Origin of the sequence: Thermomonospora sp. CIF 1 (assembly GCF_001896795.1) — a bacterium.
In the GTDB taxonomy this organism is placed as follows: domain Bacteria; phylum Actinomycetota; class Actinomycetes; order Streptosporangiales; family Streptosporangiaceae; genus Thermomonospora; species Thermomonospora curvata.
Window position 1 is genome coordinate 124,781 of sequence record NZ_MOYN02000002.1, and the last position, 15,809, is coordinate 140,589.

Annotated in this window: 15 protein-coding genes; 8 read left to right on the plus strand and 7 right to left on the minus strand. The window is 71.9% G+C overall.

All coding sequences use genetic code 11. The features are described from left to right. The first annotated feature begins 123 nt into the window (after nucleotides 1-123). Nucleotides 124-765, plus strand: coding sequence for a LysE family translocator (locus BUE48_RS00665; RefSeq protein WP_286988306.1), 642 nt, complete (start codon nucleotides 124-126; stop codon nucleotides 763-765). 251 nt (nucleotides 766-1,016) lie between these two features. Here the strand turns inward: BUE48_RS00665 and BUE48_RS00670 are convergent, their stop codons facing one another. Further along, nucleotides 1,017-2,195, minus strand: a complete 1,179-nt coding sequence (locus BUE48_RS00670; RefSeq protein ID WP_286988308.1) for a methyltransferase domain-containing protein — start codon at nucleotides 2,193-2,195, stop codon at nucleotides 1,017-1,019. A 366-nt stretch (nucleotides 2,196-2,561) separates the two neighbouring features. On the opposite strand from BUE48_RS00670, the gene BUE48_RS00675 reads away from it, so the two are divergent. Further along, nucleotides 2,562-3,779: a helix-turn-helix domain-containing protein gene (locus BUE48_RS00675; RefSeq protein WP_286988310.1), complete on the plus strand. Its 1,218-nt coding sequence runs from the start codon at nucleotides 2,562-2,564 to the stop codon at nucleotides 3,777-3,779. Nucleotides 3,780-4,451: 672 nt separating this feature from the next. Here the strand turns inward: BUE48_RS00675 and BUE48_RS00680 are convergent. Then, nucleotides 4,452-5,195: a M15 family metallopeptidase gene (locus tag BUE48_RS00680; RefSeq protein WP_286988312.1), complete on the minus strand. Its 744-nt coding sequence runs from the start codon at nucleotides 5,193-5,195 to the stop codon at nucleotides 4,452-4,454. Between the two features lie 141 nt (nucleotides 5,196-5,336). On the opposite strand from BUE48_RS00680, the gene BUE48_RS00685 reads away from it, so the two are divergent. Then, nucleotides 5,337-5,744 carry a hypothetical protein gene (locus BUE48_RS00685; RefSeq protein WP_012850526.1) on the plus strand — a complete coding sequence of 136 codons (408 nt, stop codon included), beginning with the start codon at nucleotides 5,337-5,339 and terminating at the stop codon, nucleotides 5,742-5,744. A 16-nt stretch (nucleotides 5,745-5,760) separates the two neighbouring features. Here BUE48_RS00685 and BUE48_RS00690 read toward each other — a convergent pair whose 3' ends face one another. Further along, the gene (locus tag BUE48_RS00690; protein ID WP_012850527.1) at nucleotides 5,761-6,222 is read right to left on the minus strand and encodes a MarR family winged helix-turn-helix transcriptional regulator; all 462 of its coding nucleotides are present in this window, start codon (nucleotides 6,220-6,222) and stop codon (nucleotides 5,761-5,763) included. A gap of 179 nt (nucleotides 6,223-6,401) precedes the next feature. On the opposite strand from BUE48_RS00690, the gene BUE48_RS00695 reads away from it, so the two are divergent. Next, on the plus strand, nucleotides 6,402-7,415 hold the full coding sequence (locus tag BUE48_RS00695) for a pirin family protein (RefSeq protein WP_286988314.1): 1,014 nt from the start codon (nucleotides 6,402-6,404) through the stop codon (nucleotides 7,413-7,415). Between the two features lie 50 nt (nucleotides 7,416-7,465). Here the strand turns inward: BUE48_RS00695 and BUE48_RS00700 are convergent, their stop codons facing one another. After that, nucleotides 7,466-8,332 (minus strand): alpha/beta fold hydrolase, encoded by an 867-nt coding sequence (locus tag BUE48_RS00700; protein ID WP_286988315.1) that lies wholly within the window; start codon nucleotides 8,330-8,332, stop codon nucleotides 7,466-7,468. A 58-nt stretch (nucleotides 8,333-8,390) separates the two neighbouring features. Then, nucleotides 8,391-9,026, minus strand: a complete 636-nt coding sequence (locus BUE48_RS00705; RefSeq protein WP_286988316.1) for a 2'-5' RNA ligase family protein — start codon at nucleotides 9,024-9,026, stop codon at nucleotides 8,391-8,393. 491 nt (nucleotides 9,027-9,517) lie between these two features. Here BUE48_RS00705 and BUE48_RS00710 point away from each other — a divergent pair, with 491 nt between their 5' ends. From BUE48_RS00710 to BUE48_RS00725, 4 genes are all read left to right on the plus strand, one after another. Then, nucleotides 9,518-10,258 carry a hypothetical protein gene (locus tag BUE48_RS00710; RefSeq protein WP_286988318.1) on the plus strand — a complete coding sequence of 247 codons (741 nt, stop codon included), beginning with the start codon at nucleotides 9,518-9,520 and terminating at the stop codon, nucleotides 10,256-10,258. A 6-nt stretch (nucleotides 10,259-10,264) separates the two neighbouring features. Beyond that, complete coding sequence (locus BUE48_RS00715) at nucleotides 10,265-10,915, plus strand: class F sortase (protein ID WP_286988320.1); 651 nt, start codon at nucleotides 10,265-10,267, stop codon at nucleotides 10,913-10,915. A gap of 302 nt (nucleotides 10,916-11,217) precedes the next feature. Then, nucleotides 11,218-11,847: an NAD(P)H:quinone oxidoreductase type IV gene (wrbA, locus tag BUE48_RS00720; RefSeq protein WP_012850533.1), complete on the plus strand. Its 630-nt coding sequence runs from the start codon at nucleotides 11,218-11,220 to the stop codon at nucleotides 11,845-11,847. Between the two features lie 234 nt (nucleotides 11,848-12,081). Continuing rightward, entirely contained in the window at nucleotides 12,082-13,275 is a 1,194-nt protein-coding gene (locus BUE48_RS00725) for an ATP-binding protein (protein ID WP_012850534.1), read from the plus strand. Between the two features lie 240 nt (nucleotides 13,276-13,515). Here the strand turns inward: BUE48_RS00725 and BUE48_RS00730 are convergent, their stop codons facing one another. After that, nucleotides 13,516-14,787: a MauE/DoxX family redox-associated membrane protein gene (locus BUE48_RS00730; protein WP_286988324.1), complete on the minus strand. Its 1,272-nt coding sequence runs from the start codon at nucleotides 14,785-14,787 to the stop codon at nucleotides 13,516-13,518. Then, nucleotides 14,787-15,773 carry a hypothetical protein gene (locus BUE48_RS00735; RefSeq protein ID WP_286988326.1) on the minus strand — a complete coding sequence of 329 codons (987 nt, stop codon included), beginning with the start codon at nucleotides 15,771-15,773 and terminating at the stop codon, nucleotides 14,787-14,789. Before BUE48_RS00735 ends, BUE48_RS00730 begins: the two co-directional genes overlap by 1 nt. Nucleotides 15,774-15,809: the final 36 nt, after the last annotated feature.

Genomic DNA, 15,809 nt, shown 5'->3' on the forward strand with positions numbered 1-15,809 from the left:
GGCTCGACCGGCGGAGAGGGCGTGTTGAAAAGGGGTTCACCGAGACGGTGAGGCCCGGCCGATGGGCGGGAAAATCCGATGACTCGCCGCGGCCGGGCCGATTAGCGTGTGCCAATGCCGAGTATGTCGACCATGGCCGTGTATGTGATCGCGGCCACTTTCGTTCTGATCGCCCCCGGTCCCGCCGTCCTGTACGTGGTGTCCCAGGGCCTGCGGCACGGCTCCCGCGCGGCCGTCACCGCGGTGCTCGGCGTCCACATCGGCACGCTCGTGCAGGTGGCCGCGGCCGTGGCGGGCCTGTCGTGGCTGCTGGTGAACTCCGCGACGGCCTTCATGGTGGTCAAGTACGCCGGCGCCGCGTACCTGATCTACCTGGGCGTGCGGACGCTGCTGAGTCGCCGATCGCCGGAGGCCGAACAAGACCTGCCCGCACCCGCCCCGAAGGGACGGCGCCGCCTGCTCGGCGAGGGCTTCCTGATCAACCTGCTCAACCCCAAGCTCGCCCTGTTCTTCCTGGCCTTCCTGCCCCAGTTCGTGGACCCCGCCAAGGGCGCCCCCGCCCTGCAGATCACCGTCTTCGGGCTGCTGTTCGTCCTGCTGGGCCTGTGCACGGACGGCGCCTATGCGCTCCTGGCCGGCGTCATCGGCCCCTGGCTGCGCCGGAACGTCCGCCTGCTGCGCGGCGAACGCTACGCCGTCGGCGGCACCTTCATCGGCCTCGGCCTGTTCGCCGCCCTCGCCCCGTCCGCCCAGCGTCACGCCTGAACCCGCCGGGGAACGCGACGCCCCGGCGGATGGTGCGATCTGCGGTGGTGCCCCAGAACGCCCGTTCGAGGCGCCGCCTGGGGCACACCGGCGGATCGACGATTGTTCCCCACCTCGTGTCCGCCTGATGGCTCGTCAGTGGACTTCCGGGCCGAGCAGATGACCTTCCGCGCCGCGGCGGCGTTGCAGAAGGGCGGGTGATCGGAGAGGTCCGCCTCCACGCCCCGGGATTCGCCCCAGCCGGTGGACGCTTACCCCGCCAAGGTCGCAGGCAGCGGCCGGTCCGGGGAGCGCAGCCACACCCGTTCGCCGTCCGGGCCGACGGTCAGCCCGAAGTCCTCGTGGCCGGGCCGTCCCTGTTCGGTCCACCACCGGTGGGCCGCCTCGACCTCATCCCACAGGCGGCGGGGGCCGCCCTGGTAGACCTCGGCCTCGGGGGCGTCGTCGAAGAACGCGATGGCCCAGGACCGGCATCGCAGGCTGAACAGCCAGCCCAAAACCGTGCCGTCCTTGCGGCTGCTGGTGGCGTACACCATGTCGGGGACCAGCAGGCCGACCGTCCACCACGCCGGGCCATAGGGAGTGTCCCATAGGTCGGCCGGACGCAGCCGAGTGGCCGATTCGACGGTGCCGGGCGGCCAGCCCCCGCCGGGCGGGAGGTAGTCGTTCCGGTCGATCTGTGGTGTGCGTTCCGGGCGGGAGCCCATGAACCGCACCGGCCATAGAAAGGGGCCGGAGGCGATGCCGTCTTCTTGAACGGTGAGGCGGACCAGGGCGCCTTGGTGGGTGAGGGTGGTTTCCCACGGTGCGAGGATCACCCCGCCGGGGCGGGTCTGCTCCACCCACGCGGTAGGGATGCGCCGGACCGCGTAGGTGCACTGGACGCGGTCATAAGGAGCGCCGTCCGGCCAGCCGGCGGCACCGTCCCCCACGATCACATCAGCGACCAGGCCCACGGCCGTGATGCGGGCCCGGGCCGCCTCCGCAACGGCCGGGTCGTACTCGATGCCGACCACCGTGCCCGCTGCGACCCGGGCGGCCAGCAGAGCGGTGGTCCAACCGGTCCCGACACCGAGATCCAAGACCCGGTGCCCGGGGCGGACGTCCAAGTCGGCGAGCATCCCAGCGACCAACGACGGTTGCGATGACGAGGAAGTCGCCGTCTGCCCGGCCGCGGCCGGGTCAGGCTGGTCGTCCCACTGGGTGACGATCGGGACATCCTGCTCAGCCCAGGCCGCCCAGCCGCTGGGATCCCGGCGGCGGTCGACGCGCACGTTCTGACCGCTGTCCGGATCCTTCGGCCAGATCACGTCGGGAAGGAACAGCGACCGGGGCAGCGCGGCGAACACCTGTACCCATCCGGCGTCCAACCGCCCGGAGGCGACCGCCTCGGCCAGCCACTCAGGTGTCGTGGTGGTCGCGGGGGTCACTTGCGGTGCGTCCCCTTGGGAGGAGGCCCCTGTTCGTCCTGGGTGGGAGGACCTTCTGGCTTGGGGTTGTCCTCCGGTGGAGACGTGGAGTGCTTTCCCATGTCGGCTCCCTCCGACGTCGGAGTGGAATGGCGCCTTCATGGTGGTGGAGGCCAACCGCACGGGTCAATACTCACAGTGGTGAGACGATTACAAAATGCCGGATCCGGCCAAGGGCAAAGTTCACCGATACAGCGCCGGGCCACCCATTCACGAGGGTCATAGCCCAGCCGACCCCGGAACGGGCCCGTAACGATCTCGGACGCGCCGAGGCCCCACGCCGTAGCCTGGGAAACGCGACATCACCCAGGCGGAGGTGTGGGGCCTATGCCCGAGATTATCAGTGTGCTTGACCCAGGAGCACCTTTCTCTAAGCGGCTCGCTTACCACCGCAAGCGCAGCGGAAAGACCCGTGCGGTTCTCGGCGGCCTGGTCGGCCGGTCCGCCGAATGGGTCAAAGGGCTGGAGACCGGACGCCTGGACATGCCCAGGCTGCCGATGCTTCTCCGGCTGGCCGACATCCTGGAAGTCGACCTGTTCGACCTGACCGGCGAAGCGCGTCTGTCGCAGGCCGCCTACACCAAGCACTCTCATCCCTCGCTGGACACCATCAAGCGTGCTCTGACCGCCTACCCGGCCAAGACGACGAACCCGGTGGCGGCTGATGTCCTGGCCGGCAGGGTCCAGCAGGCATGGCAGCGCTGGCACGGCCAACGGCGCGAGCGGGACGCCATTGCTCCTTTGCTACCGGGGCTGTTGGCTGACGCCGGTGCGGCCGTCCGCTCTCTGCAGGGCGACGAGCGGCGCCGGGCCGCTCGGCAGCTCGCGCAGATTCACCATCTGACGCAGTTGTACTGCGCATTCCAACCAGCCCCCGAACTGGTCTACATGGTCAGCGACCGGGCGATGATCACAGCTCAGGATGCAGATGACCCCATCGCCATGGCCGGTGCCGCCTGGTACCTCAACCACGTATGGCGGGATGTCGGTGAGGCGGCTGAAGCCCGTGTCGAGCTGGCCTTGGACATCGCGCGAATGTTGCGGCCGGAGCGGTCGACGGAGGAGCAGGCGCTGTATGCGCTCATGCATCTGGCTGTTGCGCTGTCTCACGCCAAGCTGGGCCGTGAAGGGGAGGCGTGGCAGCACCACGACACGGCGTATGAGGCCGTTCGGCGACTGCCCGGATACATTCACCCGTGGCTGATGATCGGGACGGGGATGGTCGAGCACTACGCCGTGACCATCCACCTCGACCTGCAGAAGCCCGGGCGGGCTTTGCAGGCGGCCGAACGGATCGATCCAGCCGCGGTTCCGAGCCGTACCCGTCAGTCCCGGTACCTGGTGGAGGTGGCCCGCGCTCACCACCGGCAACGTGATCCCGTCGCGGCCGTGCATCTGATGCTGAAGGCCCGTGAGGCCAGCTACGACACGTTCGCGTTCAGCCTGTTCGCGCGGTCCATGGTGGCGTCGATGCTGCCGGATCCCCCGGCGACGGTGGCCGATGAGGTCCGGGATCTGGCCGGAACCCTCGGCTTGGCCGCTTAAGGGGTACGGTCTGTACCTCCTGCCATAGGGGTACAGAGTGTGCTTTGTGTGACGCGTCGCTCTCCTACCGTCATCGTCACGGCGGAGTTGCGGCGCGTCACTGCTTCGTGGCCATCCGTAGTGCTGCTCTGCGGCTCCGCGCTTCGGAATTGAAAGCGGCCCCGGACGGTGCTCGTGACGCCCTACGGTCCTCGCTCTTTTCCGAGCCGGGATCGCGCTTGGGGGGCGAGGTGAAGCGTGCGGAGGTCGGTGCTGCCTGGCTTGGTCTGACCAGGCACTACCCGGAGGCTCGGGTGTATGCGCCGGCGTCCGGGCGGTGGGCTGCCTGCGTTCAGGCGAGTTCATCCACGCCGACACTCCGGGCGGGCTGGATGAGGCTCTGGCGAAGGTCTACCGGCGGCCTGCCGGCGGGGCTGTCCCGTTGCGACGCGATCAGTGAGTCTTTTCAACACGCTGTTCCCACAGGTCTTGTGCGGGGATGGCGCGGCTGGGACGGTGCCGTGGCCTGCGGCGTCATGGCCTCGAAGATCGCCGAGGTCCTCGTCCCGAGCCACCGGGACTACGTGCTGGAAAGCTCGGCGAAGGGGGCGGTGACCCGGGGTTTCGGGGCATCGCCCCGTCCGGCGGCAGGGCTTGGAGCGTCGACCGCCTGCCCCTTCGGTGTGGTGGGGCTCAGCGGCCGGTGCTGGAGAAGTGCTGGTAGTCCTTGGTGCCGGTCCAGTCGCCGCCCCAGCCCCAGCCGATGGCGGCGAACGCCTTGACCACGGCGTCGCCCTTGTGGATCACGCCCGGGTCCTTGCGGGAGCGGTCTTTGAATTTCACGCAGTCCTTGTGGGCGACGTGGCCGGAGGCCGAGACATAGGGGTTCTGGCAGGGGTTGATGTCGATCGCCAGGCCGTAGGCGTGCTGGGACCAGTTGCCCGAGCCGGTGGCCTGGCGGCAGTTGAACGCCGAGGTGTTGTTGGCCTCGATGGAGTCGAAGTCGCTGCCGCGGTACTTGTCGACCGGCTCCATGCGTTCGATCGGGTACTTCTGGTCGAACAGCTTGCGGAAGACGCCGACCAGGTCCTCGGCGGCGGAGGCGTTGACGATCAGGCGGCCGTGGTGGACCTTGCCGTCCATGCCCCAGTGGGTCATGTCGATGGCCCGCAGCCGGGAGGGCGGCACCGGGCAGCCCTCGCGCCACGAATGCCGCAGGTCCGCGGCGGTCACCTTCTTGATGTCGGCGGTGAAGCGGGCCGCTTGGCGGTCGTCCTGATCCGGTGACGGGGGGACGGCCGGGCCGCTCGCCGTGGGCGGGGAGACGCTCTCTCCGGCACCGGTGCGGTCGGGGTCTTCGCCGCCGCCGCATCCGGCCGGCGCCCCGCCCAGCGCCATGGCCGCCAAAACCACGCTGATCAGGCGTTTCTTAGCCACGTCTCCAGGATCGCACGGCGGCGGAGGTGCCCGGGCACTCCGGACCGATCGCAGGGGGCGCGGGTGTGTTCCCGGGCCGGGACGGAAGATATCCGTTACGGTGCCGGTAGATGGTCTGTCCACGCACCGGCAGGGATTGCGATGACCGACCGGCAGGACGACAAGGACGTCCCCACTCTCGAGGACGAGCTGTTCGCGCTGGGATCGGAGGGCGCCGATCGCGGGCGGGCCGAGCCGATCATCCGGACTCCCGCCGTCCCGCCCTGGGAGCGCCTGGCCAAGGTCGACCGGGGAGATCTGGTCCGGTTCGCCGCGGGGTTCGCCACGTTCGCCTTCATCGACCTGGTGATGATGTACGGGCCGCTGATGGGCCGGGGCGATTCGGGCATGCCGCAGTTCGTGGCGCTGCTGGTGCTGGCGTTCGGCCTGGGCGGCATGTTCGCCTGGCATGTGCGGGGCGCCTGGCGGCCCTACGGCCTGGGGATGATGGGGGGCTGGGTGGCCTTGACGCTGTTGTCGGCGGGTTTCCTCACCGGCCTCATGGGGTGAGTGCGGCCGGAGGGTTTCAGCGGACGCCGCGGATGTGCTCGTCGACCGCGCCGAAGGCCCGGCCGATGGCCTTGAGGTCTTCGGGGGAGATGACGTCGACGAAGAAGCGCCGCACGGTCTCCACGTGGTCGCGGGCGGCGCGTTCCAGGGCGGCGAAGCCTTCGTCGGTGAGGATGGCGTAGACGCCGCGCTTGTCGTTGGGGCAGGCTTCGCGGCGCACCAGGCCCTTGCTCTCCAGCCGGGTGCAGGTGTGCGACAGCCGGCTGCGGGACTGGCTGGCGTGCTCGGCGAGCTCGGCCATGCGCAGCGCGCGGCCCGGCGCCTCCGACAGCCGCACCAGGATCTCGTACTCGGAGGTCGAGAGCCCGTGCTTGGCCTTCAGGTCGCGGTCCAGCAGCTCGTGCAGGCGCGTGCTGCCGTCGATGTAGGCGCGCCAGTCCCGCTGCTGGCCGGCGTCGAGCCATCGGGGTTCGCTCATGTCGTCCAGTATAGTCTTTAAGTTGAAGTTTCAACTATTTTGTGGCCTGCTGTCCGGCTTTCCGGGCGGATCGGGCCTCCCGTATCGCGCCGGAATAATTTAGATTTCAACTACGTTCTGCTCAGGTGTCCCCTTCCCCGGTACGTTCCCGGTACGTCTTCCGACCGCTGGAGGTCACGATGCCCGCCATCACCGCCGACCCGCTCACCCTGCCGCGCCTGCCGCGCATGCCCGAGGCGGAGCGGGCCGGCCGCCGCGTCGCCAAGGTCGTCCGCGCCCGCCGCCAGCTGGAAGGGGAGGGCTTCGTGGTGCGCCGCCCCTTCCCCGGCATGGACCTGGCGCTGGCCGACCCGTTCCTGCTGCTCGACCACATGGGCGCCGTCGAGTACGCCCCCGGCGAGGCGAAGGGAACCCCCTGGCACCCGCACCGCGGCTTCGAGACCGTCACCTACATCATCGACGGGGCCTTCCAGCACCAGGACACCACCGGCGGCGGAGGGCTCATCTCCGACGGCGACACCCAGTGGATGACGGCCGGCGCGGGCATCCAGCACATCGAGCAGCCCCCGCCGGAACTGGTCGCCAAGGGCGGGCTGTTCCACGGCGTGCAGCTGTGGGTGAACCTGCCGCGGGCCCAGAAGTGGGCGCCGCCTCGCTACCAGGACATCCGCTCCACCGACATCAAGCTGCTGTCCAGCGCCGACGGCGCCTCGCTGGTGCGCGTGATCGCCGGTTCCCTGGCCGGGCACGAAGGGCCGGGCATCACCTACACCCCGATCACCTACCTGCACGCCACCGTCGCCCCCGGCGCCCGCCTCACCCTGCCGTGGCCCGCCGACTTCAACGCCCTGCTGTACGTGCTGTCCGGCCGCGGCGTCGCCGGGCCGGAGGACCGCCCGGTGGAGGAGGGGCAGCTGGCGGTCTTCGGCGGCTCGCCCCGCACCGAGCACGGCGATGCGCTGACGCTGCGGGCCGCCGACACCCAGCCGCAGGCCAGCAAGGACGGCTGGGAGGTGCTGCTGCTGGGCGGGCTGCCGATCCGCGAGCCCATCGCCCGCTACGGCCCGTTCGTGATGAACACCCGCGAGGAGATCATCCAGGCGTTCGAGGACTACCAGGCCGGACGCATGGGGCAGATCCCCGCTCAGCGGGTGCCCCACCGTTCCACCGCCGACGAGCAGGGCATCGGCTGACCGCCTTAGGGCGTTCCCCGGCGTTCGCCGCCCCGCCCGGCGGGTTCTCCTCATCCCGCCCGGTCCAGGAGGGTGCGCAGGATCGGCTCGGTGTGGGTCCACAGCACCGCCCCTCCGATCCCGGGGACGAGATGACGTTCGGCGCCGGGGATGCGGCCGGCCAAAACGGCCCCGTTGTCCGGGGAGTGGGAGGTGTCCTCCTCCCCGTACCACAGGTCGACCGGCACGGTGATGGACGCCAGGTCGAACGGCCAGCGGCCCATCGCCAGCACCGTGTCCCGCGCATAACCCGCCGGGCCTTGGGCGAACCCTTCCGCAAGGGCCCGGCGGTAGGCGGACGCGAACGCGGCGTCCTGGTAGACCTCCAGGTCACAGGCCGGGCTGCCCTTCATGACCAGGTCCCACATCGCCTCGGGACCAAAGCCCGCGAAGGTGCGCTCGGCGCGGGCCGGGTCGCGGGCCACCAGCTCGACCAGGCCGCGCAGCTCCTGTGGCAGGGCGGCGGCGAAGGCGGGCGCGGCGATCTCGTCCGCGCCCGACACCACGGCCAGCCCCGCCACGACCCCCGCGGCGGCGCAGGCCAGCGCGAACGGTGCGCCTTGGGAGTTGGCGACCATGAGCGGCCGGCCGAGGCCGCGCAGCGCGGCGAACGCGCCGATGTCGGCGGCGTGATCGGCGAACGTCCGGCCGGGAAGTGGGGTGGAGACGCCCGTTCCGGGCCGTTCGACGGAGATCAGGCGCACGCCCAGCGCATCGGGCACGCCGCCGCCGACCCCCAGCCACCGTCCGGTGGCCGCCCCCGGTGACAGCAGCACGGGGATCCCGTCGGGCGGCCCCCACTCGGCCCAGCCGAGCACCCGGCGGCCCGGCAGCAGGGTCCGGCCGAGCCTGGCCGGATCGTCGATGCGCACGCTCATGGACGCCAGTCTGGCCACCCGGGACGGGCGGGAACGACTGATTTTCTCTCCCGGGACGTCAGGCGCCGGCCAGGGGAACGGCGGCGACCGGTTCCCACCGGTACAGGTGGCCGTCCCGCACCTGTTCCACCAGGTGGGCCCGGCGCACCGTGAACTCGCAGGGCTCGGGGGGATCGGCCAGCGCCTTGAGGATCGGGGCCGTGGGGCCGTCGGCGTTGCTGTAGGCGACCGACACATGCGGCGTCCACACCGGACGGTCGTCCAGGTCGTCCATGTGGTGGGTGGTGATGGTCTGGGCGATGCCCTCGCGGATGGCCTCGCGCACCGGGTCGAGCGCCCGCTCGGGCGTGATGCCCATGGCCACGCCCTCCAGGTAGACGTACACCCGCCCGATCCGGACGGTGATCGGCGGCAGTTTCCCCAGCGACTGGGTCACCGCCGTGAGCATCGCGGTGACCTCGTGCCGGGGGATCTCGTCGGCGAACCCCACGATCTGGGTGGTGATGTGCAGCCACTCGTCCGGGACGGGGTCCAGCCCGCTCAATCCGGCCAGGCGCTCCCGGAAGCGCCCGGCCAGCTCGCGCACTTGCGGCTGGTCGTCCACCAGCAGGTGCCACAGCAGCATCCGCCGTCCGGGCCGCATTCCCGGCCGCCACCACCAGTGATCACGTATCAGTTCAGGAGCCTGCACCACCGGCCTCCCCCCGCTCTTCGTGGAACCTTCTGCACCATGCCGTCTCCATGGTCAAGGCGGCGGGGGCGATGCCGTGAAGGTTTCCTGCCTTACTTGCGGCCTTGCCGTAGTTGCAAACTAGTTGCAATAGTGGTCCCGCGTTCCCCCGCTCGGTCTCCGGCCCGTCCCGCGGCCGAGCGGCGCCGCGGCGCCGGCCTGAGGGCGCGGATCATGCTCACGAACGAGTTCCCAGGCCGGCGCCGCGTCTCAAACCATGTCCATCCCACGGGCACAGCGCGCGCCACCGGCGAAATGCTCCTCAAGAGAAGCAAAAGTGAATACAGGTGCACGTTGAGAAATTCATGCGCCGCATCTGCCGACCGGTAAAAGTCCACCCCGGATGAGAAGGGCTCCGGTGTCGTCACCCGGCTCGGGGATAAGGGGAAGGCCGAGGGAAACCGCCGGCCGTCCCGGTGCCCAGGGCGGCGCCGGGCCGTCCCGAGGGGGGATGCGTGGACAGCACCAGGCTGGCCCTGGCCGCGCTCGCGGTGCCGCTGGCGCTCGCGGCGGCGGCCCCGCCCGGGCACGCCGAGCAGGCCAGGGTCTTCCAGGCCGATCTCGGGCCGCTGAGCGGCTCCGGCGCCCGCGGCAGTGCGACCATGGCGCTGGACGGCGACCTGCTCACCGTCGAGATCACCACCGGCGGGATGACCGCCGACCAGCCGCACCTGCAGCACCTGCGCTTCGGCGGGCGCGACACGTGCCCGCCCCCGCAGGCGGCCGGCGACGGCGCCCTCAGCACCGCCGAGCTGGTGCCCTACACCGGGGACATCCAGGTCTCCCTGACCACCGAGGGCGACACCGGGCCGCAAAGCGCGCTGGCGGTGACGCGCATGCCCGCCGCCGACGCCGGCGGCACCCTCTCCTACCGCCGCGCCTTCCGGGTGCCCGACCGGGTCGCGGCGGCGCTCGAAGCGGGCCGGGTCACCATCGTCCAGTACGGCGTCGACGTCAACGGCAACGGCCGCTACGACTCCGACGCCGGCCTCAGCGACCTGGACCCCTCCCTGTACGCCGAGGCCACCTTCCCGGCGACCTGCGGCCAGGTCAGGCCCGTCCCCCAGGGCGGCACGTCGGCCGGCGAGGGCGGCGCCGCCGGGGCCGACCCGCGCCTGCTCGGGCTGGGCGCGCTCCTCATCGCCGCCGCGGGCGGCGCCCTGGCATGGGGACGGCGGCTGCGGCGCGGCCGGTGAACCCCGATGGGCAAGCATTCGGCGAAGAAGTCGCCCTGGCCCGGTCTCGGCCTGGCGGCCTTGGCCGCCGTGGCGCTGGGAACGGCGGGCGCGGCGCTGATCGTCACCGGTCTGGACGGAGAGCCGCCCGCCCCCGCCAAAGGACGGCCGTTGGCGCGCCCCGTGGAGGCCGCCGCCCCGCTCCACGCCCGCTCCGAGCCGGTCAGGGTGACGATCCCCGCCATCGGGGTGGACGCCGGGAGGCTGGAACCGCTGCAGGTGGACGCCGACCGGCGGCTCCCGGCGCCCCGCCGCCATGATGCGATCGGCTGGCATGCGGCCGGGCCGTGGCCGGGACAGGCCGGGGCGGCGGTGCTCGTCGGGCATGTGGACTCCGGGACCGGCCCGGCGATCTTCCACCGGCTGGGCGCGCTGCGCCCCGGCGATGTGATCACGATCGGCCGGGCCGCGGGGCCGGACGCGGTGTTCACCGTCCACCGCGTGGAGCGGTACCGCAAGGAGGAGTTCCCCACCCGCCGGGTCTACGGCCCCACCGGCAACCGCGCGGAACTGCGGCTGATCACCTGCGGCGGCGCCTTCGACAAGTCCAGCGGGGCCTACCGCGACAACACCGTCGTCTACGCCACGCTGACGGGGCTGCGCCGCCCCGGTTCTTGATCTTCATCGGGGACGCGGGCGGGGCCGCCCGGCCGATCCTTGAGTCCGGAGCCTGCGGGCCGCGCGTCCTTCCATGAGCCGTCCGAGCGGGCTTTGAGGCGGTCCCGGCCGACGTCCGCCCCGGCGGTGCGGCGTATGCGCAATCCCACGCGTCCGATGATCGAGAACTCTCGCGGACGGGCGGTATGAGAGCCGATCGACCGATACCGTCCCTGGTGAACGACCGCGGCGGGATCGTCCCAGGGCGGGGAGCGGACGGTCCCCGAGTGCGAAGCGGCACAGATGCGACCAAGGGAGTGCGCATGTCTTACGACCTGAGCGGGCCGGTGCGCCTTGCCGTCATCTACTACTCGGCGACCGGGACGGTGTACGAGCTGGCCAAGGCGGCCGGGCTGGCGGCGGAGAAGGCCGGGGCCGAGGTGCGGCTGCGCAAGGTCAGGGAGATGGCCCCGCCGGATGTGATCGCCGCCAACCGGATGTGGAGCGAGCACGTCCAGGCCACCCGGCACATCGCCGAGGCCACCTTGGACGACCTGGACTGGGCGGACGCGATCATGCTCGGGGCGCCCACCCGGTACGGCATGCCGGCGGCCCAGCTCAAGCAGTTCATCGACAGCACCGGCCCGCTGTGGGGCGGCGGGCGGCTGATCAACAAGATCGCCTCGTCGTTCACCGCGGCGGCCACCGAGCACGGCGGGCAGGAGGCCACCATCCTGGCGCTGAACAACACCTTCTACCACTGGGGCGCGATCATCGTCCCGCCCGGCTACGCCGACCCGGTGCAGTTCCGCTCCGGCAACCCCTACGGGACGAGCCACACCTCGCAGAACGGGGAGATCCCGCCCGGCGAGACGCAGCTGGCGGCGATCGAGTTCCAGGCCAGGAGGGTGGTGGAGGTCGCCCAGGCGTTCAAGCGGGGCCGGACCGTCTAGGCGCGCCGGGGTTGCTGACGGGACGGGCCGGCATGCGCTACTGTGTTCGAACAGTCGAACACAGGTTCGACTCGTGGGGAGGCATGCGGTCACACGCCGGGAGGCGGCATGGGGGCGACACCTGCGGGCGTTGCGGACAGGGCCCGGTGCCGTGGCGCGCGGCGGACGACACGCCGTGGCGTTTTCTATGGAAATCTACGGCCGCAGCTATATGAGCTCATACGCTCCGAGACCGTGGACCCCGTGCGCAACCCCTATGCTCCCGGCGCCGGGCAGCGCCCGCCCGAGCTGGCCGGGCGCGACCGCGAGCTGCAGCAGTTCGAGGTGGTGCTGGAGCGGGTGGCCCGGGGACGCCCCGAACGCAGCATGATCATCACCGGGCTGCGCGGGGTCGGCAAGACGGTGCTGCTCAACACCTTCCGCTCGATGGCGATCCAGCGGCTGTGGGGCACCGGCAAGATCGAGGCCCGTCCCGAGCAGTCCATCCGCCGCCCGGTGGCCTCCGCGCTGCACATGGCGGTCCGGGAGCTGGCGCCCCGCCACCGGGCTCCTGAGCGCATCGAGTACTTCCTCGGCGTGCTCAAGGCGTTCGCCCAGGCCGGTGAGGAACCCGCCGGCAAGGGCCGGGCGCGGGCGCACCGCTGGCAGCCGGGCATCGACGTGCCGGCGGTGCGGGGCCGGGCCGACTCCGGCGACCTGGAGATCGACCTGACCGAGCTGTTCGTGGACGCCGCCTCGGTCGCCACCGACCTCGGGGTCGGCATCGGGCTGTTCGTGGATGAGATGCAGGACGTGCCCGCCGAGGACATCTCGGCGCTGTGCGCCGCCTGCCATGAGCTGTCGCAGGTCGGCGGCCCGCTGATCGTGGTGGGGGCGGGCCTGCCGCACCTGCCGGCGGTGCTGTCGGCCGGCAAGTCCTACTCTGAGCGGCTGTTCCGCTACGCCCGCATCGACCGCCTCGACCGGGCCTCCGCCGACCGGGCGCTGCTGGCCCCCGCCGAACGCGAGAACGTCACCTACACCCCCGAGGCGCTGGAGGCGCTGTATGAGGCGGCCGACGGCTACCCCTACTTCGTCCAGGCGTACGCCAAGGTGACCTGGGACCTGGCCCCGGCCAGCCCGATCACCGCCGAGGACGTCAAGGTGGCCGCCCCCGAGGCCGAGAGCGAACTGGCGGTGGGTTTCTTCGGCAGCCGCTATGAGCGCGCCACCCCCGCCGAACGCGACTACATGCGCACGATGGCCATGCTGGGCGACGACCCGGTGCCGACCGCCGCGGTCGCCGAGGCGCTGGGCCGCAAGCCCTCCAGCCTCTCGCCCGCCCGGGACGGCCTGATCAAGAAAGGACTGATCTACAGCGCCGAACGCGGCCTGGTCGCCTTCACCGTGCCCCACTTCGGCAAGTTCCTGCGATCCCAGCCGAACTGACCTCCGCGCTGCTGGGACCGTGGGCGGCTGCCCACCGCTGCGACTGGAGAGCCACACGAACCTCATGTGACTCAAGAAATCTAGGTGTTCCTAGGGGCAACCCTAGAGAGCACTAGATTTCCCTTGCCCCGGGTGTCGCGTTTTCTACGGCGATCTAGTTCTGCCGCTAGATCACCGTAGAAAGCCCAAGGCACGCATGCGGGAGCCCGGGCAAGACCGCCCGTCCCTTCGGCCGGACGGTCAGCGGGACATGACGTACTGCCTCGCGCACTCCCGGCATTCCCCGCCGGCGGGAGCACCGGCCGCCGCGTCGCCGGCCTTTGAACCGCCCGCCCCGACGGCCGAGGCCGCGCATCGGCATCCCCCCGAAGCCTTGACCGCGGCGGATCCCGCCGCCGAAGCCGTGAGTTCACCGCCGTGATGCCCCTGAGACGCCGCCGCAGAGGACCCGCTCGACGGTGGTGCGGCCTGGGCGACGTCGGTGCCCGGGGGCGCGGGTTCGCCGTCGTGGTGCTCGTGGGAAGCAGCGGCAGGGGAGCCGGCCGCCGAAAGCGCGGTCTCGGCGCCGTTTCCCGGGGATGGAGGTTCGGTGCTGCGGTGCTCCCGCGACGGAGGGACGGGAAGGACGGCCGCCCCGGGCGCGGCTGTGGAAGGGCCGGTGGCCTGGGAGGTGGGTGTGGCGGGGGCGGGCGCTGACGGTGCGTCCTCGCGGGGGGCGGGGTCGAGCACGGCGGCCCGGACGGTGCGGTCGCGATGCGCGGTGGACACCGCGAACACGACCTCCACGGGGCGTCCGTCCCGGTGGGCGGGGTAGGCCAGGAAACGCCAGCAGCCCTCGCGCCACACGTCCAACGGCTCATCACTGTCGAGCAGGGCGCGGTACTGCCGCCACGGGCGGCTGCGTCGCAGGATCTTCTGGGATTCCCGCAAAGGGCTGCGGCGGCGTTCGCACGGCACCGCGGGGCGGCGCCGGCGCCGCAGCAGCGCGGCCGGCTCGCGGGACAGGGCGGTCAGCGCCGCCAGTTCGAGTGCGCACAGCGCCCAGGTCTGCCACGGCCCGCCGGTGAGGACCTGCATGCCGTCGGCCGTCCCGCCCAGGGTGGCCAGGGCGGCCACGGTGAGCAGCGCGGCCCGGGCGATCTCGCGCCGCCCGATGCGCTCATCGCTCAGCGCGCCGAAGCAGCCGCAGCCGGCGTCGGGGGTGCGCTGCCGCAGCTCACCGACCACCCAGGTGGCCGCCCCCAGCAGCAGCACGGTCGCCACCCGCACCGCCGGGTGCGCCGACAGCATCAAGGCGACGCCCAGCGCCACCTCCACCAGCCCGTGCACCACGGCCACCGGGCGGCTGCGCCGCAGCAGCACCGCCCAGCCGGGTTCGGCGGAGGGCACCTGGATGCCGTGGATCTGCTCCGGGCGCTGCGGCGCGGGCTCGCCGGTCAGCAGCTTGGCGAGCCCGGCGCCGGTCAGCACCGCGGCCAGCAGGAGCACCTGGGCGTCACTGACCATGGTCATCATGGCGATCCTTCCGGAGCGGGGTGAAAAGCCGCGGCGGTGGCGGTGAAGTCGAGCGTGACGTTGAAGCAGCCGGCGTCCAGGTCCCCGCCGAGAGCGGCGAAGCCGACCGGGGTCAGCTCCACGATCCTGCCGCGGGGGGACGTTCCGCACTCCACGCACCGGTCGCAGTAGCGGGCGGCGACGCAGCCGCACTCGACGATCGGCACCTTGAGGGCGCGTCCGCTGCACTCGTTGCGGACGATCAGCACGCTGCCGCGAGACAGGCAGGGCAGCGGAGCGCACCCTTGCGGGGCGTCGGCGCAGCCGCCGGCGTCCCCTTCCGGATCGACCGCCGGGTAGGCGGCGCCCGCTGCCCGGCCCGCCGCCGGGCCGTCGAACCAGGTCGCGCTGCCCTGCACGGTCTGCGGGGAGGGAGCGTCGGCGGGGGCCGGCACGATGCGGTCGGCCGGGTGGCCGGGCTGGGAGGTGCCGGGACGGACGGCGCGCGGCCCGTCCGGGGAGCGCACGCAGATCACGTCCATCAGGTAGCCGGGCTCCAGCATGGGGTGCCGTACCAGCACCCTGCGCAGGGCGTCTTCGGGAATGGTGAGCAGGGTGCGGCCGCGGTGCGGCCCGCCGTCCACCTCCACCTGCCGGCCGTCGCGGTCGCAGGACAGGATCGTTCCGGTGACGCGCGTGATGTCGACCCACACGCGCTCGGCCACGGAGCCGTCGGCGTCCAGCCGTACGATCGCCTCCCGCCCGGGCGTCAACGCCTGCGGCCCCGAGCGTCCCCCGTGCCAGACCGACGTGGTGGGGGCCATCGGCAGCCGCACCGGTTCGCCCGCCGCGGTGTCCAGGACGAGCAGGTGCGGGCTGGCGTCCACGATCGTCCCCCGGACGGCGCGGGGCGGCGCGTCGGGCACGGCTCCGGCGGGCGGGGCGGGCAGGTCGAATACGGCCCGGCTGCGCAGCCGTCTCAGGGCTCCGTCGGGCTGGGGCATCGGCGCTCCGGAAGGCGGTCTTTTGTCGGCACGGCT

Coding starts and splice junctions, on each gene's coding strand:
- BUE48_RS00665 (WP_286988306.1), top strand. CDS start 124: ATGTCGACCATGGCCGTGTATGTGATCGCGGCCACTTTCGTTCTGATC.
- BUE48_RS00675 (WP_286988310.1), top strand. CDS start 2,562: ATGCCCGAGATTATCAGTGTGCTTGACCCAGGAGCACCTTTCTCTAAG.
- BUE48_RS00685 (WP_012850526.1), top strand. CDS start 5,337: ATGACCGACCGGCAGGACGACAAGGACGTCCCCACTCTCGAGGACGAG.
- BUE48_RS00690 (WP_012850527.1), bottom strand. CDS start 6,222: ATGAGCGAACCCCGATGGCTCGACGCCGGCCAGCAGCGGGACTGGCGC.
- BUE48_RS00695 (WP_286988314.1), top strand. CDS start 6,402: ATGCCCGCCATCACCGCCGACCCGCTCACCCTGCCGCGCCTGCCGCGC.
- BUE48_RS00700 (WP_286988315.1), bottom strand. CDS start 8,332: ATGAGCGTGCGCATCGACGATCCGGCCAGGCTCGGCCGGACCCTGCTG.
- BUE48_RS00715 (WP_286988320.1), top strand. CDS start 10,265: ATGGGCAAGCATTCGGCGAAGAAGTCGCCCTGGCCCGGTCTCGGCCTG.
- wrbA (WP_012850533.1), top strand. CDS start 11,218: ATGTCTTACGACCTGAGCGGGCCGGTGCGCCTTGCCGTCATCTACTAC.
- BUE48_RS00730 (WP_286988324.1), bottom strand. CDS start 14,787: ATGACCATGGTCAGTGACGCCCAGGTGCTCCTGCTGGCCGCGGTGCTG.
- BUE48_RS00735 (WP_286988326.1), bottom strand. CDS start 15,773: ATGCCCCAGCCCGACGGAGCCCTGAGACGGCTGCGCAGCCGGGCCGTA.